The following is a 25,623-nucleotide window of genomic DNA, read 5'->3' as shown; positions in this document are numbered from 1 at the left end:
CACCTTGCTTCTCGACGGCTGTGTCCGGACTGCAGTCTATTTTTGACTCGCAGTCATAGATCAACAAGGCCCATTTCGGTTACTCCCGCGCCGGACGACGCTGTCAGCTCGGGCGGTCCGCCCGCCTCCCGGGACAGCTCCTCGACGAGCCGGGAGACGTCGTGCCCGGTCAGGAGGGTGCGGGGACGCACGCGCCGCCCCAGGGAGCGGGTGAGCCGCGTGGCCAGTTCGGCGGCGAGCAGGGAGTCCATCCCCAGGTCGCGCAGTGAGCACCGGACGTCGAGACGGTCGACGGTCGTGCCGAGCACGAGGGCGACGTGCCGCAGGACCGTGTCCGCGGCGTCCGCCGCCGACCGGGGCCCGGACGTCCGCGGATGCGGCGGCGCCGGGTGCGGGACCTCGCCGACGAGGGGAGCGCGCCGCAGCCGGATGCCCTCGAAGGCCGCCCACGGCTGCCCGTCGCCGCCGTACAGGTGCAGGTCGCAGCGCGCCTCGGCGGTGTCCGGGGCGCCGTCGCCGGTGCCCGCGTCCCGCCGCACCACGGCCCAGGCGGGCCCGCCACCGCCGGACCCCAGCCGTACGCGGTCGAAGCCGGTCGGCAGGAAGCGCTCCGGTCCGTCCGAGGGGCACACCGCGAGCACCGTGACCAGGGCGGCCTCAAGGCCCGCGGCGTCCGGCCCGTGCGGCAACCGCAGCTGGGCGATGGCCCGGTCCCTGCCCAGCCACAGGCGTTCCACCAGCCGCAGGGGTCCGTCGACCCGGCACCCCAGGCGGGCCGTCCGGTGGTAGAAGGCGTCCCCGGCGAGGTGCTCGGGGCAGTGCCGCGCCAGTCCGTCCAACGCCCGGTCGAGCGGCGGGACGTCGTCGCCCGGACCCGAACCGGCGGCGACGCGTCCGGTCACGAACACGTCGGTGTCCGGGCCGGTTTCCGCCTCCGCCCCGTCCTCCTGCCACGGATGGGCGCGGGGCCGGTCGTCGGGTGCCACGGTGACCCGGAACGCGGGCCCCGCGGTGCCGGGTGCGTCCTCCAGCCCCACGCGCAGAGCCGCGTCCGTCACGGCGGCCAGCGGGGGCGGCGGCGCGCACAGCCGGACGTCCTCGAGGACCGTCCACCCGTTCGCGCTCCGGCCGGGGACTTCGCCGGCGGCGCGCAGCGCGAACGCCGGGGGCAGCGGTGCGGGGCCGCCCCAGTGGACGCCGGCGCCCGCCCGCTCCACGCCGAGCGCGGACAACGGGACGTCATGGCTGCGGCGCAGCGGTGCGCCGCCTCGCCCGGGAGCGGCCCGGGGCGCGGTCACGGGTGGGCGGAACTCCTCCGTGTCCCAGGCGTAGGAGGGCAGGGGGACCCGGCGGCCGCCGTCGGCGTACCAGCGGCGCCAGTCGATCCCGCCGCCGAGGGCGAAGACGCGTCCGGCCGCGCGGGCCGCCATCCCCTCCACCGGTTGACGGCGCATCATCACCGGCACGACGGTCTGCTCGGTGTCCGCCGCCCGCAGGGTGCGCCGCAGTGCCTGGTGCAGCACCGGGTGGGGACTCACCTCGACGAACACCGTCTCCCGGCGCTCGGCCAGGGCCCGGACGCTCTCCAGGAACCGCACGGGCCTGCGCAGGTTGTCCGCCCAGTAGGCCCCGTCGAGATCCGTGCCCGCCACCGGCGCGCGACGCACCGTCGAGAACATCTCGGTCGTGGCCGTCCGCGGCGTGATGCCGGACAGGCGGTGCTCCAGCTCCCCGCGCAGCGGTTCCATGGCGGGGGAGTGCGACGGGACGTCGACGGGCACGGCGCGGCAGAAGACGTCGCGCGCCTCGAACCGGCCGGCCGCCTGCCTCAGTGCCTCGTGAGGTCCGGCGAGGACGGTGTCGGAGGGGGAGTTGACGGCCGCGACGCACACCGGCAGGTCCGCGACGGCGTCGGCCGCCTCGCGCTCCGGCAGGCCGACGACCAGCATGCCGCCGCGCCCGGCCGCCCGCTCCATGAGCGCGCTGCGGCCGCAGATGACGACCGCGGCGTCCGGCAGGGTCAGGGCCCCCGCTGCGTGCGCGGCGGCCACTTCGCCCATGCTGTGCCCCACGCAGACGTCCGGCTCGACGCCCCGGGCCCGCAGCAGCGCGGCGAGGGAGACCTCCATGGCCCACAGCGCGGGCTGGACCAGACCGACCGTGTCCGGCAGTTCGCCGTCCTCCGTGGTGACGAGGTCGGTCACCGACCAGCCGAGTTCACCGGCCACCGCCGCATCGCAGGCCGCCATGGTCTCGCGGAAGACCCGTTCCCGCTGCCACAGACGCGCCCCCATGCCGGCCCACTGGCCGCCCTGGCCGGGAAACACGAACGCCACCGCGCGCCGGCCCGCCCGGGGAGAGACCGCCATGCCCCCGTCGGGGTCCTCCTCGCCCTCGGCCAGGGCGGTCAGGACGCGGGCCATGCCGGCGTGGTCGGCGGCGACGGCCCACAGGCGGTGGGGGTGGGCGTCGCGGTGCACGGCCGCGCTGAAGCAGACGTCGCGCAGCGCCTGTCCGCGCCCCGCGCCGTCGACGAGGTGACGGGCGTACCGTGCGGCCAGCCGGCGCAGTGACCGTCGGCTGCGCGCGCTGAGTACCAGCAGTTCGGGCGCCCGGTCCGAAGCGGGGTCCTCCGCGGTGCAGGGGGAGGCGCCGCGGTCCGGGGCGTGCGCGTCGGCGGGGAGGTGCGCCGGGGGACCGGTCTCCGCCGGGCCGTGGACCGTGGTCGCGCCCCGGTGCTCGCCCCGCCCCCGCGGTGCTGCCGCGGCGTGCCGCGGCGTGGAGGCGTGCGTGGCTAGGGCCGCCCCGGCCGGCACGGTGGCCGGCACCGGGGGCGCGGGGGCCGGGGAGAGGTCGGTGATGACGACCTGCGCGTTGGTGCCGGAGAGTCCGAAGGAGCTGGCCGACAGCAGGGGGTGCGCACCCTTCGGCTCCAGCGGAAGCGGCCGGTCGGCCACGCGCAGCGGAAGATCCCCCGCCGCGAGCAGGGGATGGGGCCGGGACACGTGCAGACTGGCCGGGATCAGGCGGTGTCGGGCCATCAGTACGGTCTTGATCAGACCGGCGATGCCCGCGGCGGCCTCCGTGTGCCCGATGTTCGTCTTCACCGAGCCGAGCGTCAGCGGACGCCGCGCCTCGTGCCCCTCCAGCACCTCGGCCCAGGCCCGCAGTTCGATGCCGTCACCGACCCGGGTCCCGGTGCCGTGGGCTTCCGCGTAGTCCAGTTCGACGGGGGAGACGCCGGCGCTGCGGCAGGCCGCGCGGATCATCGCCGCCTGGCCGCTGACCGACGGCTGCAGCAACGACTCGCCGCCGCGGCCGTCGTTGACCGCTGCGCTGCCCCGGATCACCGCGAGCACCTCGTCACCGTCGCGCACCGCGTCGGCGAACCGCTTGAGCAGGACGGCTCCCGCCCCCTCGCTGCGCACGAACCCGTCCGCGTCGGCGTCCGCGAACTTGCACCGGCCGTCGGCGGCGAGCATGTCGCTGCGCGCGTAGGCGACGGAATCCGCCTCGGCGAGGAGGGCGTTGACCCCTGCGGCGACGGCGACGTCGCACTCGCCGGCCAGCAGGCCGAGCCGGGCCAGGTGGACCGCCACCAGCGAGGACGAGCAGGCCGTGTCGACGGTCAGGCTGGGACCGCGCAGATCGAGCGCGTACGACAGCCGCCCCGACGTCACGGCCCGCAGTCGGCTGCCGGCCATGGCACCCGCGTCCGCGCCGGCGGCCGGGCCGCAGGCGTCGGCGTAGTCACCGGTCGCCTGGCCGATGTAGACCCCCGTGAGGCTGCCGGACAGGGTGGAAGGGCGTATCCCGGAGCTCTCCAGTGCCTCCCAGACGACGTGCAGCAGCAGGCGCTGCTGAGGGTCCATCAGCCGCGCCTCCCGGGGCGAGATGCCGAAGAAGGCGTTGTCGAAGGAGAGCAGGTCGGGCAGGGTGCCGGCATAGGGAGGGGCGGCGCCCGCCGACCACTCCGCCAGGGCGGGCCGGTCCGTGGGCAGGGGGCCCACCGCGTCCCCGCCGCGCCGCAGCAGCTCCCAGAACTGTCCGACGTCCGCCGCTCCCGGGAAACGGCAACCCATCCCGACCACGGCGATCCAGGAGTCGGCCGGCTGCGTCATGAGGTCTCTCCCTCCGGTGCGTATCGCAGTCCAAAGATGGACTGCAGGGCACTGTCCTCCGGTGCGGTTCCCGGGAGGGGGCCCGGGAAGCATCTCGATACGGTGACAAACGGAGTGTCATGTTCGCGTGTGTGCAGCGGAGTTGGGGGGAAGTCGGGCTGTCGCAGGCATTCGTGTACTGTGATGCAAGGATGAACTCAGACTCACCGATGTACGAAGGTATACGTACGGATCCGTGAGGAGACAACGGGTGGACGTCCAAGTACTGGGGCCGCTGCGCGTGACGATCGCCGGCCGCTCCGTGGTGCCCACGGCCAACAAGGCGCGCAAGCTGATGGCGATGCTGGTGATGAACCCGGGCAGGGTCGCGCAGGTCGGCACCATCGAGCGTGAACTGTGGGACGACGCGGTGCCGGCCAGCGCCGCGACCGGTATCCAGAACAACGTGCTGCAGATCCGCAAACGACTGGCGCAGGCCTGCCGGGAGGCGGGATCGGCGGCGGATCCCAAGCGCCTCCTCGTCACCGAGCCGACCGGGTACCGGCTGGCCCTGGGCGTCGAGCACAGCGATCTCGCGGAACACCGCGGCCTGGTGAGCGAGGCGGACGAGGCAGAGGGCCGGGGCGATGCGGAGCGGGCGTCGGACCTGCTGAAGCGGGCCCTGTCGCTGTGGCGTGACGCGCCCCTGGCGGACGTGCCCGCCGGACCCGTGCTCACCGCCCACCTGCTGCGGATGGAGGAGGACCGCAAGGTGGTGCTGTACCGCCGCCTCTCCCTCGACCTGCGGCTGCGCCGGTACTCGGACGTGATCGGCGAACTGCGCGCACTGACCGCCCTGGACCCCTACGACGAGGCGCTGCACGAGCGGCTGATGACGGCCCTCTACCTGTCCGGGCGGCGCGGTGAGGCCCTGGACGTGTACGCCGCGCTGCGGTCGGCCATGGCGGGAGAACTCGGCCTGGAGCCCTCACCGCGCCTGCGGCGGCTGCAGCAGACCGTGCTGGAGTCCTCTCAGGCCCCCAGCCAGGAGCAGCTCAGCCGCGACCTGGCCGCGGTGGCCTGAGCCGCCTCCGGCCGCGGCGGTCCGGGACCGCCGCGGCCAGGGAAGGGAGCGGACGTCAGGCGGCCCGTGCGGCCCGAACGCCCCGCCTGCCCTCACCGGAGCGGCCGGCCGGGGCAGGCCGCCGCCCGGCCGCCGCCCGGCTGACCGCGGCGGCCAGCTCCGCGGCCACCAGGTCCCGGCCCTGCGGGGCGAAGGGGAAGAAGTGACCGCCCTGCACCACCCGGCCCCGGAAGTGGCCCGTGGTGAACGGCGCCCACAACGGAAGCGTGACCGCGGGCACCAGCGGGTCGTCCGCACCGGACAGCACGGTGAGGGGCCGGCACAGTCTGACCGGGTCGACCGCCGCCAGCGCGTGGTGCGCCACCAGAAGGTCGTGCGCCAGGACGCGTCGCTCCGCGGTCGGATGCGGAGCCGTCAGGGCGTCCGCCGGCAGTCCGTGGTCGGCGAACACCGCCGCCAGTGTGGCCGGTGCCCGTCCGCCTCCGGAGCGTGCACAGCCGCGGGTTCCCGGCATGCCGCAGGTCAGCACCAGCTCGGCGCAGCCACCGCCTCCCGGAGCCTCGGTGGCCGGCCGGTCGGCCGCGTGTGCCGTCAGCACGGCGAGCAGGGAGCCGAGGCTGTGTCCGTAGAACACCGTGGGCGGTGTCGCCGCGCCCGGCTCCGCCGTCGAGGCCAGCTCCCGGTTCACGCCCGCCACGGCGTTCTCGGGTGTGTACCGCGGCTCCTCCGCGTGCCGCTGCTCGCGGCCGGGCGGCAGCACACCCAGCACTTCCAGGTCACCGGGCAGCAGGTCCGCGAGGGGCCGGTAGGGGGCCGTCCCCGCACCGGCGTGCGGGAACAGCACGACGCGGCCCCGTGTCTCCGACCGCGCCGGCCGCAGCGGCACCGTCCAGCGACGGTGTCCACCGCTCCGCCGCACCGTGTCACATGGCCCTGTCCTCACTCGCATTCTCTCGCCTCCTCGGTTCGAGCCGGTGCCGGGCCGGAGCCCCGGTCGCTCCGGCGGGCTCCCTCCGCCCGGCACTCGACGTACGGTTTCGGGTGTTCGCGCACGCGGGTCGTGCGGGGGCCGCGTGCGCGTGCTGCGACGAGGGGGGCCGGTTCACCCGCGGCCGGCGTGGCGCCAGGACCGCGGCGAGCCGCCGCCCGCCCGCCGCCAGGTCGCCGGACGCGCCGGTGCCTGCCGGGCCTGCGGGGCCCCCGCCTCGGCGGCACCCGGGACACCGCGCCCCGCCAGTGCCGCGAGCAGCGCCGCCAGTTCGGCGGCGTCCGGTTCGCCCCGCACGACGCGGAGCACGGGCGTGGCGTCACCGGCGGCCGACTCGCCGCTCACAGCGGGGGGTTCCCGTGCTTGCGCGCCGGCAGGTCGGCGTGCTTGTCCCTCAGCATGCGCAGCGCGTCGACGAGCACGGCCCTGGTGTCGGCCGGGTCGATCACGTCGTCCACCAGCCCGCGTTCCGCGGCGTGGAAGGGATGCATGAGCTCCTGCCGGTACTCGTCCACCAGCTTCGCCCGCATCGCCTCCGGATCGTCCGCCTCGGCGATGCGGCGCCGGAACACGACGTTCGCCGCCCCCTCGGCGCCCATCACGGCGATCTCGTTGCCCGGCCAGGCGTACGACAGGTCGGCCCCGACGGAACGCGAGTCCATCACGATGTAGGCGCCGCCGTACGCCTTGCGCAGGACCACCTGGACCCGGGGCACGGTGGCGTCGCAGTACGCGTACAGCAGCTTCGCCCCGTGCCGGATGATGCCGCCGTGCTCCTGGTCGACGCCGGGCAGGAAGCCGGGGACGTCCACGAGGGTCACCAGCGGAATGCTGAAGGCATCGCACATCTGCACGAACCGGGCCGCCTTCTCGGCGGCGTGGATGTCCAGCACCCCGGCGGTGTGCCCGGGCTGGCTCGCCACGAACCCGGTGACCTGCCCGTCCATCCGGGCCAGGGCGCACACCACGTTGGGCGCCCATCGCTCGTGCACCTCCAGGTACTCACCGTCGTCCACCACCTCCCCGACGACCCGCCGGACGTCGTAGGAGCGGTTCGCGTCGGCCGGGACCAGGTCGAGCAACGCGTCGCAGCGCCGGTCGGCGGGGTCGCCCGACGGGTGGTCGGGGGGCACTTCGCGGTTGTGGGACGGCAGCAGGGTCAGCAGGTAGCGCACGTCCTGCAGACAGCTCTCCTCGTCCTCGTGCACGAAATGTGCCACCCCCGACACGTCCGCGTGCACGTCGGCACCACCGAGCCCGTCGTGGCCGATCTCCTCGCCCGTGACCGCGCGCACCACGTCCGGGCCGGTGACGAACATCTGCGAGGTGCCGCGCACCATGAAGACGAAGTCCGTCAGAGCCGGGGAGTAGGCGGCACCCCCCGCGCTCGGCCCGAGCATGACGCTGATCTGGGGGATCACACCCGAGGCGCGGACGTTGCGGCGGAAGATGCCGCCGTAGCCGGCCAGCGCGCTCACCCCCTCCTGGATGCGGGCGCCCGCCCCGTCGTTGAGGGAGACCAGCGGGGCCCCGGCGGCCAGTGCCAGGTCCATCACCTTGTGGATCTTCTCGGCGTGGGCCTCACCGAGCGTTCCGCCGAACAGGCGGAAGTCGTGCGCGTAGACGAAGACGCGCCGCCCGTACACCGTTCCCCACCCCGTGACCACCCCGTCGGTGTGCGGCCGGCGGTCCTCCATGCCGAAGCCGGTGGAGCGGTGCCGCCGCAGCGGTTCGATCTCCCGGAACGAGCCGGGGTCCAACAGCAGGTCGAGTCGCTCCCGCACGGTCAGCCGGCCCTTGTCGCGCAGCCGTCGGGTGGCGTGCGGGTCGCCTGCGGACACGGAGCGTTTCAGCGCGCGCAACCGCCGCACGCGACGGCGCGCCTCGTCGACCGGGGGCCCGCCTGCCGTCCTCGCGGCGCCGCGGTCCGCCTCCTGGTATGCCATGGTTGCCTCCTTGGAGCGCGGACGCCCGGTTCACGGGCGCCCTGGTTCTCTCGGGTCCGCGGGGCCGCCGCGTCACCGCGGCCGGGACCGCGGACGCGCGGCCCACCGTTCACAGGCCCATGCCGAGGCCGCCACCCACCGGGAGAACCGCCCCGGTGATGTAGCCCGCCTCCGCCGAGGCGAGGAAGCGCACCGCCGCGACCACCTCGTCGACCGTTCCGGGCCGGCCCAGCGGCGTCATGCGCATCAGCTCCGTCATCCGGGCCTCGCCCATCCCGGCCGTCATGTCGGTGCGGATGATGCCGGGCGCGACGACGTTGACGGTGATCCCGCGGTCGCCCAGCTCCCACACCAGGGAGCGGCACAGGCCCGTCAGCCCGGACTTGGCGGCCGCATAGTTGGTCTGGCCCGGCGACCCGGTGAAGCCCAGCACCGACGACAGCAGCACGAGCCGGCCGCGCCGGGCCGGCAGCATGGCGCGCACGGCGTTGCGGGCCGTGGTGAAAGCGCCCCGCAGATTGGCGGCCAGCACGTCGTCGAAGCACTGCTCGGACATCCGCAGCGCCGGAGTGTCCCGCGTGACACCGGCGTTGGCGACCACCACCTCCACCGGCCCGTGTTCCGCCTCGGCCGCCTCGAACGCCGCGTCGACCTGCTCGGGCACGGTCACGTCGGCGGTGAGCCCCAGGGCTCCGGCGGGGGGCCGCCCGGAACGGACGGTGACCGCCACCCGGTCGCCGTCGGCGGCGAACGCCTCCGCGACGGCCCGGCCGATGCCCCGACTGCCGCCCGTGACCAGCACGGACCTGCTCATCTGCAACTCCTTTCACGGGGCCCGTGCCCGCGCCGCACGGGCGCGGGCCCGGGCCGGGGTGGTTGGGACTCAGACCGCGGTCAGCACCAGGGCGGCGTTGTGCCCCCCGAAGCCGAGCGAGGTGCTGACGGCCACGTCGATGCCGACCGCGCGGGGAGCACCGCTGACGACGTCCAGTTCGATGCGGGGGTCCCGCCGCTCGAGGTTGGCGGTCGGCGGGACCGTGTCGCGCTGCACCGCCAGCGCGGTGTACGCCGCCTCGATGGCGCCGGCGGCCGCCAGGGCGTGCCCGGTGACGCCCTTCGTCGAGGCCACGGCGGGCCGCTCGCCCAGCACCCGGCGCAGGACCGCGCCCTCGACCAGGTCGTTCATCGGCGTGGACGTGCCGTGCGCGTTGACGTGGTCGACCTCGCCGGGGGAGACCCCGGCGTCGGCGAGGGCCTGCCGCAGCGCCTGCTGGATGCCGCGGCCCTCGGGGTGCGGAGCGGTGGCGTGGTGGGCGTCGGTCGCCGCGCCGTAGCCGCTGACCACCGCCCGTGCCGAGGCACCGCGGGCCCGTGCGTCGGCCGCCCGCTCCAGCACCAGCACCCCGGCGCCCTCGGCGGCGACGAAACCGTCCCGGTCGGCGTCGAAGGGCCTGCTGGCGCGATCGGCGTCGGACCGTCCCCGGGACAGTGCCCCCATCTTGGCCAGGCCCGCCAGGGTGGTGGGGGTGAGCGCCGACTCGCTGGCCCCGGCCAGCACGACGTCGCACGCCCCCGACCGCAGCAGGTCGCGGCCCAGGCCGACCGCGGTGGCCCCGGAGGCGCACGCGGTGGCCGTCACCAGGCTGGGCCCCTGGGCGCCGCAGTCGATGGCCACCTGACCGGCCACCATGTTCGGCAGGTACTTGGGGATGGTCAGCGGCGACACCCGCCGCGACCCGGCCTCGCACAGCACGGCGTGCTGTTCCTCCAGCACGCCGGGCCCGCCCAGCGAGTTGCCCAGCACCACGCCGACCCGTGTGCCGTCCCAGGTGTCGCTGGAGCAGCCGGCGTCCCGCACCGCCATGCGGGCCGCGGCCACGGCGAGCTGCACGAACCGGTCGAGCTGCCAGGCGGTCCGCCCGCCCAGCACCGCGTCGGCGTCGAACCCCGGCACGCGGCAGCACAGGTCGACCGGCAGCCCCTCGAGCGCGTCGTCGCGGGCGGCGCAGGAGCGGCCCGACAGGACCCGCGTCCAGTTCTCCTCCACACCGACGCCGGCCGGGGTGACCAGGCCGAGGCCGGTGATGACGACGTCCGTGGCCATCAGGCGTCCGCCTGCTTGCCGGCGACGAACGCGGCGAGCTGGTCCAGGGTGAACTCGTCGGACAGTTCGCCGTCCTCGATGGCCACCGAGAACTCCTTGTCCAGGACCAGCCCGAGCTCTATGAGCACCAGCGAGTCGAACTTCATCTCCCGCAGCGTCGTGTCCGGTCGCACCGACTCGGCGGGGACCTTGAACTGACCGGTGAGGACGGCCGCGATCCGCCGCTGGACGTCCGCCGGCACCTCTCGGTCCGGTCCGCCGGACGTGGTGCGGTCACCGGTCGTGATCGGGGTCTGTGCCATGGGGAATCACTCCTTCTGTGCGTTCTTCCGTCTTCTGCCGTGGTTTCTCCGTGGCGATCCGCGGGCCGCGCCGTCGGTCCGGCCGCCGGCATGCGGACGCCGCTGTGCTCACACCGGCTTGACCTGCGGCCACACCAGTCCGAGCGCGCCCCAGGTGAGCCCCCCGCCGAAGCCGCACAGCACGACGCGGTGGCCGGGGCGCAGGACGCCCTCCTGCGCGGCGTCCGCGAGGGCCAGCGGGATGGAGGCCGCCACCGTGTTGCCGACCTGGCCGATGTTCGACGGGAAGCGGTCGACGGGCAGGTCCAGCCGGTCCGCGACGGCGGCGGTGATCCGGGCGTTGGCCTGGTGCAGCACCACCCGGTCGACGTCGCTCACGGCCCAGCCGAGCTCGGCCGCGCTCGCGCGCACGCTGTCCGCCATCCGCCGCACGGCCTGCCCGAACACCGGACGGCCGGCCATGGTGAAGTAGGCGTCGGCATCCCGCGCGGGCTCGCCCGCAGACCGCAGACGCGAACCTCCGCCGGGGACCTGGATCAGGTCGCTGCGCGTGCCGTCGCTGCCCAGGGTCAGCCCGCGCAGGGCACCCCGCTCGGTGGGTTGCCCCGCCCGCAGCAGCACGGCTCCCGCGCCGTCCCCGAAGACGGCCCGGGTCGTGCGGTCGCCGGGGTCGAGGATGGTGGAGAAGGTGTCCGCCCCCACCACGAGCACGCGCTCGGCCGCCCCCGACGTGATCAGCGCACCGCTCACGCCGAGTGCGTACACGAAGCCCGAGCAGACGGCCGAGATGTCGAAGGCCGCCACACCGCCGAGACCCAGCCGGCTCGCCACCTCCGGCGCGGTCGCCGGACAGGGACGGTCCGGGGTGCTGGTCGCCAGCACCACCGCGTCCGCCGCGCGGTCACCACCGTTCGCGGCGGCCGACGCCAGGGCCCGCCGGCCGGCCTCCACGGCCAGGTCGCCGGTGCTCTCCCCGGGGGAGACCACGTGCCGGCGGCCGATGCCGGTGCGGGAGCGGATCCACTCGTCGGAGGTGTCCAGCACGCGTGCCAGCTCGTCGTTGGTCACCACGCCGTGCGGCACCCACGCGCCCAGCCCCGCCACCACGGCGGTCCGTTCCCGTGTCCCCGCGTCCGCGGGTTGCGCGTCCTGCACGTCCACCTCGCCTGCCTTTCCGTGATCTCGTCGTCTCCGGTCCGCTCCGGCGCACCCGCCGGGGCGACGGCGCCCGGCGCCCGACCGGAGGCCCTGACGTCACGGTGGGTGCACGCGCTCCGCTCCGGCTCACGAGCGCCCCACGCACGGGTCACGACACCCGGATGAGCGGGATGTGAGCACGTGGGGAGGGAACCGGGTGAGGGTGAACGGTGACGCTGCATCCCGCAGTCCCGCGACGCGCACGCGCGCGCCGCGGCCCGACCCACAAGAGGAGGCTCCCGCAGGTGCAGTCACGACCTCTGACGCGCGGGCTGACGCTGCTGCTGGCCGTCGTCTGCGGCATCACGACGGCGAACGCCTACTACGCCCAGCCCCTGCTCGACCGCATGGCGCACGATCTGAACACTTCGTCGTCGGCGGTGTCCCTGCTGGTGACCACAGGTCAGGTCGGCGTCGCCTGCGGCCTGCTGTTCGTCGTGCCGGCCGCCGACATCGTGCGCCGGCAGTTCCTGCTGGCGGCGCTGTTCGCGCTGGACACCCTGGCCCTGGCGGGCAGCGCCCTCGCACCGAACGTGCTGGTGCTGGACCTGCTGGCCGTGCTCATCGGCTTCGGCGCCGTCGCCATCCCGATCCTGACCGCCTACGCCGCGGGACTGGCCGACGACGCCACCCGCGGCCGCGCCCTCGGTGTGATCATGGGGGGCGTCCTGTTCGGCATCCTGCTGTCCCGGACGGTCGCGAGCCTCATCGCCGCCGCCGGCGGCTGGCGCACCGTCTACGCGGTGGCCGCCGTCGCCATGGGGGCCGTGACGGTGACCGTCCCGCGGCTCGTGCGCGACGGCTCCCGTCCGCTGCGCATGGCCTACGGCGCCCAGGTGCTGTCCGTCCTCACCCAGTTCCGCGACCATCCGGTGCTGCGCTCCCGCTGCTTCCTCGGCGCCTGTGTGATGGGTGCCTTCACCGCTTTCTGGACCAGCGTGGCCTTCCTCCTCACCGCCCCGCCGTTCTCCTACTCGCAGATCGGCATCGGCGTCTTCGCCCTGTCCGGGGTCGCGGGAGCGCTCATGACCTCGGGCGGAGGCCGGCTCATCGACCGGTACCGCCACTGGCGGTGGCAGTCCTCCGGCGTCTGCCTGGTGGTGCTGGCGCTGTCCTTCGCCCTGCTGATGATGGGCGGCACCAGCATCCTGTGGCTGGTGGTCGGCGCCGTGGTCATGGACGCCGCCATCCAGGCGGTTCACGTCACCAACCAGAGCGTGGTGTACGAACTGAACGACGACGCCCGGTCCCGGCTGGCCAGCGGCTACATGATCTCCTTCGCGCTGGGCGGTGCCGTGGGCTCCGCGTGCTCCGCCGCGGCCTACCACCGCTGGGGCTGGGACGGTTCCTGCTGGGTGGGCGTGGCGCTGGCCGCGGCGGGCCTGCTCGCGTGGGCGTTCGGCAGCGGCGCGGAACGCGCCCGCCAGCACCAGCTGCGCGCCCGGTACGAGGAGGCCGGGCGGCAGGCGACCACCGTGTGACGCCGCCGCACGGCGACGCACCGGGGCGAGGGCCCCGGCCGGATGCTCCCGGCCGGGGCCCTCGCCCCGTTCCGTCCCGTCACCGGGGCGTCCGCGGCGGGCGCACGCCCGGGTGGGCGGACGCACGCCCCGCCTACCCGTTCGCGTCCTGCGGCGCGGAACCGGCGGTGTGCGTGTACGCCCGCACGTCACCGCGGGTGTGGAAGGTGGCGAAGTCCATGCCCGCCACCCGCCACGCACCACCGCTGCGGCGCAGCGTCAGCGTGTGCCGGCCCCACGCCTCCCACTCCGCGCCGCCCAGCGCGGGCTCCAGGGCGTTGAGGACGTGGCAACTGAAGCGGGCCGTGGCGTACGCCCCGCGCACCCGCACCCGGCACCGGCCCAGGACGTGCGCGTTGGTCTTGCCCGGGTGCAGCGCCGCCCGCCACCGTCCGATCAGCTGCGCCCGGCTCAGCCGTACCGGGGCACCGCCCGTCAGAGAGGTGTGGTCGACCTCGATCTCCTCGTCGAGCAGTGCCGGCACCCTGTCCCAGGCGCCGTCCTCCATCGCCTCGAACAGATCGTCCACGACGTCGGTGATGCGGGCGGCGTCGTCCTCCACCTGCTGGGCCGTGCTCGCGGTGGCCGTGTCCGTCTCGGTCATGCGTTCCTCCTGTCCCCGGGCCGCCGCGGTCCGGCGGCCCGTTCTCGGTCTCGTACGGCAGCGCCCCGCCTCGGTCGCCGGGCGGCCCGTCCCGCCGGCGACGCGTATACGGCCGCCCCCGCGCCGCGACCCGAGGTGCGGGCGGGAGCGAGGGCGGCCGGGACCGGGCGAGGCGCGTGCGGGGAAGCCGGCGCTCAGTGGGCCAGGAACTCCCCGATGCTGCGCCGCAGTCCGGCCGCGTCGAGACCGTGCGCGGCCGCGTGCTCGGCCGGCGTGCCGTACCGGCGCAGTTCCTCCCGTGCCACGCCGAGCGACAGCAGCCGGTGCGGTACGTCGCGCAGCGCCTCGGTCACCTCGGCGGCGGAGGTGCCCGCGAGATACGGCTCGGCCAGCACCACGTCCGGTGCCGTCAGCGTGGCGCGCAGTGTCTCGCCGTCGAAGGGGCGGACCCACGGCGCGTACAGCACGGTCACGTCCAGCCCTTCGACCGCGGCCAGCACCGCGTCGGCGAGCGGCCCCACCGCGACCACCGTGCCGCGCGAGCCCTGACGCAGGACGACGAAGCCGTCCTCCCCGTGCCACAGCGGCCGTTCGTTGGCCTCGGTGGACAGCCGGACGTAGTCCCAGCCGTCGCCGCGCGCGGCGGCGCGCAGCTGTGCCTCCGCTTCGTCCGCGTGCCCGGGCACGTGGACGGTCCAGTCCTCCAGCGTGGACAGCAGCGCCACGTCGGCGGGCGACTGGTGGGTGCGTCCGTCCACGGCGAGGTCGTAGGAGGCACCCGCGCTGACGAGGACCGCTCCGGCCCGCTGGTGGGTCAGCCCGATCTTGATCTGCTCGAAGGGGCGTTCCACGAGGAAGCTGGAGAAGGTGTGGGCGATGGGCCTCAGTCCGGCCATCGACAGCCCACCGGCGATGTCGATCATGAGCTGTTCGCGGATGCCGACGTTGATGAACCTAGGATGCTCCCGCGCTCCGGGCGGCAGCTTGTCCCAGGTGATGTCCGCGAACACGGCCGCGGTGCGGGGATCCTCCTCGACGAGGTCGGCGATGACGGCGGCGAACCGCTGCCGCATGGCGTTGATGTCGGCGAACCGCTGTTCCCAGGTGAGGACCACGGTGTCTTCCTCCTCGGTGTCGTGGGCCGTCGTGACGGCCGGCCGGGCCGGGCACCGGCGGCCGTACCGCGGTGCCCGGCCCCGGTGGGCGGGGGTTCAGTCGGGGACGGCGGTGCCGCCCGGTCCGTCGTCCGGGGTGCGGGGGAGGCCGTCCTTGCGTTCGACCTCGGCCACCACCACCAACGGGGCACCGGGGTGCGGGGCGCGGAAGGCCTCCTCCAGGGCACGGTGGTCGTGCCCGTCGGCCCTGCGCACGGTCCAGCCCTCGAGGGCGAACCGGCCCTCCACGCCGCCCGGCCACCCGATGCTCGCCGACTGGTTGTCGATCACCACCGCGTGCAGCCGTTCCAGGCCCGCCCGGCCCGCGAAGGCGATGGCCTCGTGGTTGGAGCCCTCGTCCAGTTCGGCGTCGCCCAGCAGTACCCAGGTGGCGACGTCGTCCAGGCCGCGCGCACGCAGGCCGAGCGCGGTGCCGACCGCCAGCGGCAGCCCGTGTCCCAGGGAGCCGCTGGCCATCTCGACACCGGGGACCAGCTCCCGGTCCGGGTGGTAGCCGAGCGCCGAGTCGAAGTCCCCGTAGCCGGACAGCAGGTCCGGGCGCAGGAACCCCTTGGCGGCCAGGACCGCGTAGTACGCCATGGGGCCGTGCCCCTTGGACAGGAAGAACCGGTCACGGCGCTCGTCGTCCACCCGGCGGGGATCCGTGCGCAGGACGCGGTCGTACAGCACCCACAGCACGTCCAGGGTGGACGCGGACGACGGCTGGTGCTTCTCGTCCCCGGTCATCAGGCCGACCAGCGTTTCCAGGTCGTGGTAGCCGAACGGGGCTCGGGCGCCTTCTCGCGGCGGTTGCGGAGCGGCCGGTGCGGTGCGGCTGCGGACGGGAACGGTCACGGGACACCTCCTGTGGTCGGGGCGGCGGACGGCGCGGGACGGTGGCTCATCGGGAGAGGTCCCAGAGCGTGCCGTCGCCGAGCCGGCGGTCGACGTCCCGCAGCATGTCGAGGGTGATCTCGTCCAGCTTGTCGACCGTGTGCCGCACGCCCGTCGCGGCCATCTGCGCACGCTGGAAGTTGTGCGGCATGCTCGCGGGCACGCCTATGAACCCCGCGCCCAGGGCCTTGGTCACTTCCGCGACCCGGTTGATGTCGTCGACGAAGAGGACATGGTCGTACCGGTAGCCGAAGACGTCGGTGACGATCTCCTTCACGCCGGGCCGGAAGGGATTGACGTCCACGTAGGGCGTCTCGGCGTCGAAGTAGCCGGCGAGGTGCCCGAGGAAGCGGTCGAAGGAGTACGACCGTTCACGGCCGCCGTAGCTGGTGACCCGGACCCCCGTGGAGCGCAGCAGCTCCAGCAGTCCCTCGGTGCCCGGCGTGACCTGCACCGGATGTTCCTGGAGGTAGCGGTCGCGTTCCTGGAAGAACTCGGTCATCACGTCCTGCGCAGAACGGGGCAGCTTGCACTCCAGTGCCATGAACTGTCCGGCGGCGAGCTGGGGGGAGCCCCACACCGCACGTTCCAGCTCCGGGGTGTAGCGCCCCCCGTGCCGGGTGACGAAGCGTTCGATGACCGGGCTGTAGGTGTCGTTGAACAGGACGCCGTCGGTGTCGAGGGCGACGAGACGCAGGGAGTCGAATTCCATGGCGAACTCCTGTGGGTGTTGTCGAATGAGTACGTGCGTTCACGTGATCGATGGCGCGCAACGGTCAGGCGCGTGCGGCCGTGTCCCCGCCGGTGCGCGGCAGCGGCGACGCCGGGCCCGGCACGGCCGCGAAGTACGCCTCGGCCGGTGACCTGCCGCTCTGGGTGAACGTCACCCGTACGCCGAGGGCCCCGTCCGTGCCGTCGGCGGGCTCGGGGCGGTGCGCGGTGACGGTCAACGGCGCGTCCAGTTCGGCGTAGGCGCTGAACCCGGCCCGCAGGGCGCTCGTCCGCCAGTCGGCCGCCGGGCGGCCGCCCCAGCCGGCCAGCGCCGCGAGCGCGGCCTGCCGCCCGGCCTCCATCAGCACCATGCCGGGCACGTGGTCCTGGGCGTGGTCGAAGAGACTCGGGTGGCCGCCGGCCACCCGCATGCGGGCCCGCAGCGCATCGTCCTCGCGCCGTACGTCGAGCAGGAGGACGTTGTCCTCGGCCGCCCGGGCCACCTCGGCGGGCGGGGCGGGGACACCGTCGGGCCGCCCGCGGTACTGCTGGGAGCTGGGCAGGGCGGAGCCGTCGCGGCGGGTGCGCATGGCCCGGTAGACCGCCTGAGGCACGTAGCGCACGCGCATCCGCGCCTCGCCGGCGGACGCGCCGTTCACCGACAGCCGCATCCGGTAGGCCAGCGCCCGCAGCGCGTCGCCCCGCCGTTCGGCGTCGTGCGTGGTGGCCTCGATCGCCACCTCCGCACCCGCGACGGCCGGCCCGTCCGCCGCCGGCTCCAGCGCGAGCGACCAGTCGACGAGGACGAACTTGTCGTCCGCCGGCACCCCGAAGAACTCGTGTGCGGCATACGTCTCGGCCTGGCGGCAGCATTCGAGCAGCAGCAGCGGATCGGCTGCCCGCGGATGTGCGTGGTCGGTCCAGTAGGGGTGCGTCGGCGGCAGCACGGCCCGGGCCGTGAAGCTCCCGTCCGGACCCGGAACGGCGGAACCGAGGAACACCTCGGACGACGACTGCCGGTGCACGCTCTCGCGCGGCACCGTGGGCGGGGTCCCCCGGGCGTCACCGCCCGCCGCGGTGGGCGGCCGCACGGTCACGGACATCGGACTCTCCTCTCGGCCGGGTGCAGGTACTGCCACCGTGGCCGCCCCGCCTCATCACCGGGTCACGCCGCCATCACGTCCACCCGCGGGACCGACGGGAGCCCGGCACCGTCCGCGCCGCGGGCGGGGAGGTGTGCCGTGGTCCGACGCCCTCAGCGCACGGGAGGGGCGCTCCCGGTCCGCGCCGGCAGGTCCTGCTCGGCCCAGACGACCTTTCCGCCGGGGGTGCGGCACGAACCCCAGCGCCGGCACAGCATGTTGATCAGCTGCAGCCCGCGCCCGCTCTCGTCGCTGACGTCGGCGTGCTGGATCTGCGGCAGGTCGGGCCCGGAGTCGGACACCTCCACCGACAGCCGCTCGTTGCGCAGCAGCCGCAGCTCGCCGGGGGCGTTCCCGTGGCGCAGGGCGTTGCCGACCAGCTCGCTGACCACCAGCTCCGTCGTGTCGACCAGGTCCCCGAGCCCCCACGTCCCGAGCCGCTCGCGCACGACGGCACGGGCCTGGGCCGCGGCCGTGCCGTCCGGCGGCAGGGCACGCACGTACACGTCGCCCTCGGGGCCGAGCGGCCGGGTGGCGGCCACGAGCACGATCGCGTCGTCCGCCCGGTCCCCGCCGACCCGCTCGGTGATCGCCTGGCACACCGTGCCGTCCTCGGGCACACCGGCGCCGGCCGCCCGGCGCAGCCGCTCCAGCTGCGCGTCCAGACCGGCGGTGCGCGACCTGATCAGCCCGTCCGTGTACAGCGTCAGCCGCCCCCGCCCGGGCACCGGGCACACGACCGGGTCGTACGGGATCACCCCGGTCCCCAGCGGCGCCCCGGCCGGCACGTCCAGGAACGACGTCGTGCCGTCCGCCCCCGTCAGCAGGGGCGGCGGGTGACCGGCGCTGGCGATGCGGAAGGTGCCGTCGTACGGGTCGTGGACCGCGCACAGACAGGTGGCGACCTGGTCCTCCCCCAGGTCCCGGGCGGCCAGGTCCAGCCGGGCCAGCAGCCGCTCCGGCGCGATGTCGAGGGCCATCAGGGTGCGGGCCACCGTGCGCAGCCGGCCCATGGTCGCGGCGGCGGCGAGCCCGCGCCCCATCACGTCACCGACCATCAGCGCGGTACGGCCGCTGGGCAGCGCGACGACGTCGAACCAGTCGCCGCCCACGGCGGCCGGGTCACCGGCCGGGACGTAGCAGGACGACACGTCGAGCCCGGGCGTGCCCGGGCTGGTCCGGGGCAGCAGGGCCCGCTGCAGGGTGATCACGTGCTCGCGCTCGCGTCCGTACAGCCGGGCGTTGTCGATGCTCAGGGCGGCCTTGGACGCCAGCGCCATGGCCAGGGCGACGTCGGCCCGCGTGAACGGGGCCCGGCTGCCGGCCCGGACGAAGTCGGCGAGGCCCAGCAGCACCCCGCGCGCGATCAGCGGAACCGCCAGGTAGGAGTGGACGTCCGCGCGGCGCATCAGGTCGGCCGCCTCGGCCGTGGAGGCCACGGCCGCGTGGTCGGCCCGCGTCATCCGGGTCAGCAGCACCGGCTTGCGGGAGGTCAGGCAGGTCTGCCCCAGCCGGTCGGCGGTGTGCACGGACAGCTCGCCCACCGGGTCCGGGGCGAGGTGCAGCCCGGCGATCTGCGACACCGCCATGGCCCTCAGCTCGGGCGCGCCCGGCCCTCGGACGCGGTCGCCCTCCTGGAACCGCAGCACCGAGTCCAGCAGGTCGACCGCGCATCCGTCCGCCAGCTCGGGCACCGTGAAGTCGGCCAGTTCCTTCGCCGTGCCCTGCAGGTCGAGCGTGGTCCCGATGCGCGTCCCGGCCTCGTTCAGCCAGGCCAGCCGGCGGCGTGCGCCCAGCGCCTCGGAGACCGGCCGCAGCGCGGCCCGCAGCGTGCGGTGCCCGCCGACGAAGGGGCGCGGAGGCCGTCGCGCTCCACGCCGCCGCTGTCGTTCCCGCACGCGTCGCCTCCTCCCACGGGCTCCTGCCACCGATTCTGCCCCTCCTACCGCCCACCGCGCCTGTCCGGTCGGGCGAAGCCCCGCCCCGGCCGGCGGCGCGATCGCCGGCCGAGTGAGACGTGCCACGGTCGCAAGGGTCTGCAGGGGCAGCTGTGACGGGTAGGTTCCTACGGCCGCGCCCACCGGGAAAGGGCCGATGGACACGCACTGATCGCGGACATCCCGTCACATTCCCTCCGAGGAGAGAACACGAGACATGTCTTCACGTGAATCCGCGCACCACCCACCACAGCGCATCGGCGTGGTGGCCGAGTCCGCCCCGGGGGAGACGCGTGTCGCGGCGACTCCGACGACGGTCCGCCGGCTGCTGGACCTCGGTTACGAGGTCGTGGTGGAGCCGGGGGCCGGCGCGGCCTCCGGCTTCAGCGACCGGTCCTACCTGGATGCCGGCGCCGGGACCGGCGAGGCATGGACCGCGGACGTCGTCCTGAAGGTGACCGCACCCACCGACGAGGAGGTCACCCGGCTGCGGCGGGGCGCCGTCCTGGTCGCCCTGCTGGCCCCGGCACAGCGGCCCGAGCTGCTGCGGGCGCTCGCCGACGCCGGCGTGACCGCGCTGGCGCTGGACGCCGTGCCGCGCATCTCGCGGGCGCAGTCGATGGACGTGCTGTCGTCCATGGCGAACATCGCCGGGTACCGGGCGGTGATCGAGGCCGCGCACGTCTTCGGCCGGTTCTTCACCGGCCAGGTCACCGCGGCGGGCAAGGTGCCGCCGGCCAAGGTGCTCGTCGCCGGCGTGGGCGTGGCGGGCCTGGCGGCGATCGGCGCCGCCTCCAGCCTCGGCGCGATCGTACGGGCCACCGACCCGCGGCCGGAGGTCGCGGACCAGGTGAAGTCCCTCGGCGGCGAGTATCTCCCGGTGGACGTCGCCCAGGAGACCGGCACCGACGGGTACGCCAGGGCGACCACCGCCGACTACGACCGTGCCGCCGCCGAGCTCTACCACGAGCAGGCGCGGGACGTGGACGTCGTGATCACCACCGCGCTGATCCCGGGGCGCCCCGCCCCGCGCCTGCTGACGGCCGAGGACGTGGCCGTGATGAAGCCGGGCAGCGTCGTCGTCGACATGGCCGCGGCCCAGGGCGGCAACGTCGAGGGCACCGTGCCGGGCCGCAGCGTGGTCACCGGCAACGGCGTCACCCTGATCGGCTACACCGACCTCGCCTCCCGGCTGCCCGCCCAGGCCTCGCAGATGTTCGGCACCAATCTGCTGAACCTGCTGAAGCTGCTCACGCCCGGCAGGGACGGACAGCCGGTGATCGACTTCGACGACGTCGTGCAGCGGGCCGTGACCGTGGTCCGGGACGCGGAGGTCACCTGGCCGCCACCGCCCGTCGCGGTCTCGGCGGCACCGGCCCCCGGACCCGGGAAGCCCGCTGCCGAAGCCGCCCCGGCCCGGCCCGCACGGCCGGCGGCGACGCCCGCGGCACGCCTCGGCGTCCTCGGGCTCGGCATGCTCGCGCTGTTCCTGCTGGTGGGCTTCGCCCCGGCCCAACTCGCCGAGAACCTGACCGTGTTCGCCCTGGCCGTGGTGATCGGCTACTACGTCATCGGCAAGGTGCACCACGCGCTGCACACACCGCTGATGTCGGTCACCAACGCGATCTCCGGCATCGTCGTGATCGGCGCCCTGCTGCAGATCGGGCACGAGAGCAGGATCGTCACCGCGCTGTCCATCGCGGCGATCCTCCTGGCGAGCATCAACATCTTCGGCGGTTTCGCCGTCACCCGCCGCATGCTGTCCATGTTCTCGAAAGGCTGAGCCCGGATGACCTCCCTGACGGCCTCTCACGCAGCCGACCTGGTCGCCGCCCTGCTGTTCATCCTCAGCCTGGCCGGCCTCTCCCAGCACCGCACCTCGCGCGCCGGCGTCGTCCAGGGCATCGCCGGCATGGCCCTCGCCCTCGCCGCCACCGTGGTGGTGGCGGCGCAGAGCATCACGGCCGGGGCGGTGGCCCTGATCGTGCTGGCGATGGCCCTCGGCGCGGCGGCCGGCCTGTGGCGGGCCCGCCGCGTCGAGATGACGCAGATGCCCGAACTGATCGCGGTGCTGCACAGCTTCGTCGGCCTCGCCGCGGTGCTGGTGGGCTGGAACAGCTACCTGGAGGTGGAGGCGCACGGCGCGGCGCAGACCCGGATCGGGGCCGGCCTGGTGGGCATCCACCACGCGGAGGTGTTCATCGGCATCTTCATCGGCGCGGTCACCTTCACCGGCTCGATCGTCGCCTTCCTGAAGCTCTCGGCGCGCATCGCGTCCCGTCCGCTGATGCTGCCGGGCAAGAACGCGCTGAACGTCGGCGCGCTCGTCGTCTTCGTCGCGCTGACCGTGTGGTTCACGATCAGCCCCGGCCTGCCGCTGATGATCGCGGTGACCGCTCTGGCACTCGCGCTCGGCTGGCACCTGGTCGCCTCGATCGGCGGCGGGGACATGCCCGTCGTCGTCTCGATGCTGAACAGCTACTCGGGCTGGGCGGCGGCCGCGGCGGGTTTCCTGCTCGACAACAACCTGCTCATCGTCACGGGCGCCCTGGTCGGCTCCTCCGGCGCCTACCTGTCCTACATCATGTGCAAGGCGATGAACCGTTCCTTCCTCTCGGTCATCGCGGGCGGTTTCGGCATCGAGGCACCGTCCGGAGACGACGGCGAGCAGGGCGAACACCACGAGGTGCGGGCGGCGGAGGCGGCCGGCATGCTCGCCCGGGCCCGTTCGGTGATCATCACCCCCGGTTACGGCATGGCCGTCGCCCAGGCCCAGCACCCGGTCGCGGAACTGACGCGGCGGCTGCGCGAGCGGGGCGTGGAGGTGCGCTTCGGTGTCCACCCCGTCGCCGGACGCCTGCCGGGGCACATGAACGTGCTGCTGGCCGAAGCCAAGGTGCCCTACGACATCGTCCTGGAGCTGGACGAGATCAACGACGACTTCGCGGACACCTCGGTCGTGCTGGTCATCGGCGCGAACGACACCGTCAACCCGGCCGCGGCCGAGGACCCGGCCAGTCCGATCGCCGGCATGCCGGTGCTGCGGGTCTGGGAGGCGGAACAGGTCGTCGTCTTCAAGCGCTCCATGGCCTCCGGCTACGCGGGCGTACAGAACCCGCTCTTCTTCCGGGAGAACAGCAGCATGCTCTTCGGCGACGCCAAACAGAGCGTCGAGGAGATCCTGCGCGCGCTCGGCCCGGACGACGACCACGGGGCGGCCCCGGACGTGCGTCGGGCCACGGCGGGCCGTGGCTGACACGGCCTGGGGCCCACCGTCCGTCGCCGGTGGTCCGGTCCGGCGGCCGGCCGGGGGCAACCGGAGGCCGCCTCCGGCCCGGGACACCGGTACGCCGCCGTCCTCGTGCACCGGCCGGCCCCGCCCGGACACGGGCTCTCGTCGGGGACCGGTGGAACTCGCGCGTCTCCCCGGTGGTCCGGTCCGGCCCGGCGCTCGGCGGCCGGGCCGGGGCCGCCGGAGGCCGCCTCCGGCCGTACGACGGATGCTCCACGGCCCCGCGCCGAGCGTGTCCGGAGCCCGGATCAGGCCCCGCCCCGGCGCGCCGCCGTGCGGATCGCCAGCTCGGCCTCCGCCAGAGCGTCGACCGGGGCCCCGTCCCGCAGCCCCGGGACGCACACCACCTCGTCGGTGTCCAGGGCGGCCAGTGACGCGTCGACCACCTGGGACACCGGCACGCCCCCGTCCTCGTGCACCGACTCGTCCCGCCCGGGCACGGGCTCGTCGCCCCGGGAACGGTGGAACTCGGTGGCGGTCAGCCCGGGGCACAGCACCTGGATCCGCAGCGGTGATCCGGCCAGCTCGGCGGCGAGGGTGCGGGTGAAGGTGACCACGTAGCCCTTGGTGCCGCCGTACACCGCGCGTTCGGGCAGCGGGTGCGGCGGCAGCGATCCCGCGAAGGCCAGCTGGGAGGCCACGTTGACCACGGTGCCGCGCCCGCGCTCCAGCATCCCCGGCACAGCCGCCCGCGCGAGTGCCGTGACGGCGAGGACGTTGATGTGGAGCACCTTGGCCATGAGGTCGGGCTCCAGTCCGGCGAACGGGCCGTACCCGTTGATCCCCGCGTTGTTGAGCAGGAAGCCGATGTCGTCACCGGCCGCCCGCCGGGCCACCCGCTCCAGGCCGGCGGGGTCGGACAGGTCGGCCACGAGGGTCTCCACCGATGTGCCCGTCTCCTCGCGCAGGCGCTCCGCGAGGTCGTCGAGACGCTGTGCCCTCCTCGCCACCAGGACCGTGTCCCAGCCGTGGGCGGCGAGTCGTCCGGCGTAGGCCGCGCCGATGCCGGAGGAGGCCCCCGTCACCAGGGCCGTGCCGCGTGGTGTACTCACGGTGAGCCGCCTTCCGTGCCGGCAGTCGCACAAGTCCTGACCGGTCACAGGTACCCCGCAGGTGGGCGTCAATCGCGGACGTGCCGCCGACCACCGGAGGCGTGGGCGGTCCGGTCTAGGCGTCACCGTCCGGTGAACGACGGCGGGCGCGGCGGCGCAGGTACAGCGGCAGCACGTACCAGCACAGGCCGAACCAGAGCATCACCCCGGCGGCGAGCGTTTCGGCGAGGACCCCGGGGATCACGAAACGCAGGATCAGCAGCAGCGTGCAGCCGATGGTCAGCGCGAGCAGGATCATCCCGCACATCATGAGGCGGCCGGCGGCCTCCACCAGCTCGTCCTTCATCCGCTGGCCGGACAGGAAACGGTGGATGGAGACGGGCGCTATGAGCGATCCCGTCGCCGAAGCCCCCAGGACCACGGTGATCACGTAGATGACGCGGTCCACCGTCCCCAGTTCCCGGAACAGCGGGGTGAAGGCCACGCTCAGCAGGAAGCCGAAGAGGATCTGCACGCCGGTCTGGGTGACCCGCGTCTCCTGCAGGATCTCGTTCCAGCGGCGGTTGACCCGCTCACGCGGAGACTCCGGGGCCTCGGCACCGGGCCCCGGACCGTGCCCGTCGTGGTGAGCGCGGCAAACGGTCTTCTTCTCCCCGGGCGCGGCCGACTGCTCCGCTGTCGTCATGTCATCCTCCCGATCGCAGGCCGACCGTCTGCCCCGCGCGCCCGCCTTCATGCCGGTGGCCGTGCGCCCGCGACGGTCCTCGCAGCAACCGGTGGCTGCCCGGAGGGGCATGGGGCGGTGTCACCGATTCCGCACGGTCCGGGGGGGCGAGGGCAGGCCGTGTGGAGGCGGCGTGAGTGCCGACGACGCCGGTACATCCCGTACAGACACTGGGTGCTAGCCTGCCCGCGATTCAAGATCGAATGCATACGGGGGAGGCACGGTGGGCTCGGAGGGCTACCAGGTCAGGACAGGTACGACCGGACAGGCCCGGCACGTGATCTCGCCGACGCGTACAGCGTCCGCCTTCCGCGCCGGCAAGGGCGGTGTCGCGTTCGCGGCGGCCGCGCTCCTCGCTCTCGCCACGGGCTGCGGCTCGGGCGGCGACGCGGGCGGCGACGACCCGGCCGGCGGCTTCGACGGCACCTCGAGCCGCCCGGTGGACGACACCAGCATCACCGCCGAGCCGGGCGAGCGCTTCACGCTCACCGTCGACCAGAACGCCTCCACCCGCGAGTACTGGTACCTGGTCGGGCCCGCGCCGGACAGCTCGGTGCTCGTCGGCCGCGGCCGGGACTACGCGTCGTCGGACACCGGCGACGAGCCGGCGGACGGCGCCGGCGGCCGCCTCACCTTCACCTTCGAGGCCCAGGGCAAGGGAACCACCCGGTTCACGCTGCTGCACTGCACCTTCACCACCTGCCGGGGCAACACCTCCACGCGGCCCCCCGGGACGGCCGGCCCCTCCGCCACCCCGAGCACGGGACCGTCCGCCTCCTCCCCGGCACCCGAGCGCATCACCTACACCGTCACCGTCGGCTGAGCCGCGGCGGACCGGCCGGACGAGACGACGCCCCCCGGGGGGCCGCACC

Annotated in this window: 21 protein-coding genes; 5 read left to right on the top strand and 16 right to left on the bottom strand. The window is 74.6% G+C overall.

All coding sequences use genetic code 11. The annotated features are described in order from the left end of the window. Positions 1–53: 53 nt before the first annotated feature. On the bottom strand, positions 54–4,121 hold the full coding sequence (locus ACGF3H_RS08230; protein WP_362494354.1) for an acyltransferase domain-containing protein: 4,068 nt from the start codon (positions 4,119–4,121) through the stop codon (positions 54–56). A gap of 250 nt (positions 4,122–4,371) precedes the next feature. Between ACGF3H_RS08230 and ACGF3H_RS08225 the strand changes: the two genes are divergently transcribed. Continuing rightward, the gene (locus ACGF3H_RS08225) at positions 4,372–5,184 is read left to right on the top strand and encodes an AfsR/SARP family transcriptional regulator (RefSeq protein WP_362494352.1); all 813 of its coding nucleotides are present in this window, start codon (positions 4,372–4,374) and stop codon (positions 5,182–5,184) included. A 55-nt stretch (positions 5,185–5,239) separates the two neighbouring features. Here the strand turns inward: ACGF3H_RS08225 and ACGF3H_RS08220 are convergent, their stop codons facing one another. The 7 genes from ACGF3H_RS08220 to ACGF3H_RS08190 all read right to left on the bottom strand — a co-directional run bounded on the left by ACGF3H_RS08220 (position 5,240) and on the right by ACGF3H_RS08190 (position 11,679). Beyond that, complete coding sequence (locus ACGF3H_RS08220) at positions 5,240–6,028, bottom strand: thioesterase domain-containing protein (protein WP_362494349.1); 789 nt, start codon at positions 6,026–6,028, stop codon at positions 5,240–5,242. A gap of 258 nt (positions 6,029–6,286) precedes the next feature. Further along, entirely contained in the window at positions 6,287–6,517 is a 231-nt protein-coding gene (locus ACGF3H_RS08215; protein WP_393583751.1) for an acyl-CoA carboxylase epsilon subunit, read from the bottom strand. Then, on the bottom strand, positions 6,514–8,118 hold the full coding sequence (locus tag ACGF3H_RS08210; RefSeq protein ID WP_362500611.1) for an acyl-CoA carboxylase subunit beta: 1,605 nt from the start codon (positions 8,116–8,118) through the stop codon (positions 6,514–6,516). The genes ACGF3H_RS08215 and ACGF3H_RS08210 overlap by 4 nt, the downstream gene beginning before the upstream one ends. 109 nt (positions 8,119–8,227) lie before the next feature. Further along, positions 8,228–8,932, bottom strand: coding sequence for an SDR family oxidoreductase (locus ACGF3H_RS08205; RefSeq protein WP_362500609.1), 705 nt, complete (start codon positions 8,930–8,932; stop codon positions 8,228–8,230). Between the two features lie 69 nt (positions 8,933–9,001). Further along, the gene (locus tag ACGF3H_RS08200; RefSeq protein WP_362500607.1) at positions 9,002–10,222 is read right to left on the bottom strand and encodes a beta-ketoacyl-[acyl-carrier-protein] synthase family protein; all 1,221 of its coding nucleotides are present in this window, start codon (positions 10,220–10,222) and stop codon (positions 9,002–9,004) included. Continuing rightward, positions 10,222–10,524, bottom strand: coding sequence for an acyl carrier protein (locus ACGF3H_RS08195; protein ID WP_362500605.1), 303 nt, complete (start codon positions 10,522–10,524; stop codon positions 10,222–10,224). Before ACGF3H_RS08195 ends, ACGF3H_RS08200 begins: the two co-directional genes overlap by 1 nt. A gap of 108 nt (positions 10,525–10,632) precedes the next feature. Next, entirely contained in the window at positions 10,633–11,679 is a 1,047-nt protein-coding gene (locus tag ACGF3H_RS08190) for a beta-ketoacyl-ACP synthase III (protein ID WP_362500603.1), read from the bottom strand. A 287-nt stretch (positions 11,680–11,966) separates the two neighbouring features. On the opposite strand from ACGF3H_RS08190, the gene ACGF3H_RS08185 reads away from it, so the two are divergent. Then, complete coding sequence (locus ACGF3H_RS08185; RefSeq protein ID WP_362500601.1) at positions 11,967–13,202, top strand: MFS transporter; 1,236 nt, start codon at positions 11,967–11,969, stop codon at positions 13,200–13,202. 133 nt (positions 13,203–13,335) lie between these two features. Here the strand turns inward: ACGF3H_RS08185 and ACGF3H_RS08180 are convergent, their stop codons facing one another. The 6 genes from ACGF3H_RS08180 to ACGF3H_RS08155 all read right to left on the bottom strand — a co-directional run bounded on the left by ACGF3H_RS08180 (position 13,336) and on the right by ACGF3H_RS08155 (position 19,644). Next, complete coding sequence (locus ACGF3H_RS08180; RefSeq protein WP_362496578.1) at positions 13,336–13,845, bottom strand: nuclear transport factor 2 family protein; 510 nt, start codon at positions 13,843–13,845, stop codon at positions 13,336–13,338. Between the two features lie 194 nt (positions 13,846–14,039). After that, entirely contained in the window at positions 14,040–14,927 is an 888-nt protein-coding gene (locus tag ACGF3H_RS08175; protein ID WP_362496806.1) for a transketolase C-terminal domain-containing protein, read from the bottom strand. A 129-nt stretch (positions 14,928–15,056) separates the two neighbouring features. After that, entirely contained in the window at positions 15,057–15,746 is a 690-nt protein-coding gene (locus ACGF3H_RS08170) for a transketolase (RefSeq protein WP_362496809.1), read from the bottom strand. Positions 15,747–15,900: 154 nt separating this feature from the next. After that, on the bottom strand, positions 15,901–16,605 hold the full coding sequence (locus ACGF3H_RS08165; RefSeq protein ID WP_362496581.1) for an HAD family phosphatase: 705 nt from the start codon (positions 16,603–16,605) through the stop codon (positions 15,901–15,903). 64 nt (positions 16,606–16,669) lie between these two features. Further along, positions 16,670–17,707 (bottom strand): ScbA/BarX family gamma-butyrolactone biosynthesis protein, encoded by a 1,038-nt coding sequence (locus ACGF3H_RS08160; protein WP_362496584.1) that lies wholly within the window; start codon positions 17,705–17,707, stop codon positions 16,670–16,672. A 152-nt stretch (positions 17,708–17,859) separates the two neighbouring features. Beyond that, on the bottom strand, positions 17,860–19,644 hold the full coding sequence (locus ACGF3H_RS08155) for a SpoIIE family protein phosphatase (RefSeq protein WP_362496587.1): 1,785 nt from the start codon (positions 19,642–19,644) through the stop codon (positions 17,860–17,862). A gap of 256 nt (positions 19,645–19,900) precedes the next feature. Here ACGF3H_RS08155 and ACGF3H_RS08150 point away from each other — a divergent pair, with 256 nt between their 5' ends. Together ACGF3H_RS08150 and pntB are read left to right on the top strand one after the other, a co-directional pair. Then, a complete protein-coding gene (locus ACGF3H_RS08150) occupies positions 19,901–21,466 on the top strand; it encodes a Re/Si-specific NAD(P)(+) transhydrogenase subunit alpha (RefSeq protein ID WP_362496590.1) in 1,566 nt (521 codons plus the stop codon). A 6-nt stretch (positions 21,467–21,472) separates the two neighbouring features. Then, complete coding sequence (gene pntB / locus ACGF3H_RS08145) at positions 21,473–22,939, top strand: Re/Si-specific NAD(P)(+) transhydrogenase subunit beta (protein WP_362496592.1); 1,467 nt, start codon at positions 21,473–21,475, stop codon at positions 22,937–22,939. 284 nt (positions 22,940–23,223) lie between these two features. Here pntB and ACGF3H_RS08140 read toward each other — a convergent pair whose 3' ends face one another. Next, positions 23,224–24,027 carry an SDR family NAD(P)-dependent oxidoreductase gene (locus tag ACGF3H_RS08140; protein WP_362496595.1) on the bottom strand — a complete coding sequence of 268 codons (804 nt, stop codon included), beginning with the start codon at positions 24,025–24,027 and terminating at the stop codon, positions 23,224–23,226. A 115-nt stretch (positions 24,028–24,142) separates the two neighbouring features. Next, complete coding sequence (locus tag ACGF3H_RS08135) at positions 24,143–24,712, bottom strand: DUF6328 family protein (protein WP_362496598.1); 570 nt, start codon at positions 24,710–24,712, stop codon at positions 24,143–24,145. 262 nt (positions 24,713–24,974) lie between these two features. On the opposite strand from ACGF3H_RS08135, the gene ACGF3H_RS08130 reads away from it, so the two are divergent. Continuing rightward, entirely contained in the window at positions 24,975–25,574 is a 600-nt protein-coding gene (locus tag ACGF3H_RS08130) for a protease inhibitor I42 family protein (RefSeq protein WP_362496601.1), read from the top strand. Positions 25,575–25,623: the final 49 nt, after the last annotated feature.

This window comes from Streptomyces sp. NPDC048185 (assembly GCF_043202495.1).
Lineage (GTDB): Bacteria > Actinomycetota > Actinomycetes > Streptomycetales > Streptomycetaceae > Streptomyces.
This window is presented reverse-complemented; position numbering and strand designations above follow the sequence as displayed.

Excerpts from the sequence above, each read along its gene's own strand:
- ACGF3H_RS08230 (WP_362494354.1), bottom strand. The coding sequence starts at position 4,121 with ATGACGCAGCCGGCCGACTCCTGGATCGCCGTGGTCGGGATGGGTTGC.
- ACGF3H_RS08210 (WP_362500611.1), bottom strand. The coding sequence starts at position 8,118 with ATGGCATACCAGGAGGCGGACCGCGGCGCCGCGAGGACGGCAGGCGGG.
- ACGF3H_RS08205 (WP_362500609.1), bottom strand. The coding sequence starts at position 8,932 with ATGAGCAGGTCCGTGCTGGTCACGGGCGGCAGTCGGGGCATCGGCCGG.
- ACGF3H_RS08200 (WP_362500607.1), bottom strand. The coding sequence starts at position 10,222 with ATGGCCACGGACGTCGTCATCACCGGCCTCGGCCTGGTCACCCCGGCC.
- ACGF3H_RS08195 (WP_362500605.1), bottom strand. The coding sequence starts at position 10,524 with ATGGCACAGACCCCGATCACGACCGGTGACCGCACCACGTCCGGCGGA.
- ACGF3H_RS08180 (WP_362496578.1), bottom strand. The coding sequence starts at position 13,845 with ATGACCGAGACGGACACGGCCACCGCGAGCACGGCCCAGCAGGTGGAG.
- ACGF3H_RS08170 (WP_362496809.1), bottom strand. The coding sequence starts at position 15,746 with ATGACCGGGGACGAGAAGCACCAGCCGTCGTCCGCGTCCACCCTGGAC.
- ACGF3H_RS08165 (WP_362496581.1), bottom strand. The coding sequence starts at position 16,605 with ATGGAATTCGACTCCCTGCGTCTCGTCGCCCTCGACACCGACGGCGTC.
- ACGF3H_RS08160 (WP_362496584.1), bottom strand. The coding sequence starts at position 17,707 with ATGTCCGTGACCGTGCGGCCGCCCACCGCGGCGGGCGGTGACGCCCGG.
- ACGF3H_RS08150 (WP_362496590.1), top strand. The coding sequence starts at position 19,901 with ATGTCTTCACGTGAATCCGCGCACCACCCACCACAGCGCATCGGCGTG.
- pntB (WP_362496592.1), top strand. The coding sequence starts at position 21,473 with ATGACCTCCCTGACGGCCTCTCACGCAGCCGACCTGGTCGCCGCCCTG.
- ACGF3H_RS08135 (WP_362496598.1), bottom strand. The coding sequence starts at position 24,712 with ATGACGACAGCGGAGCAGTCGGCCGCGCCCGGGGAGAAGAAGACCGTT.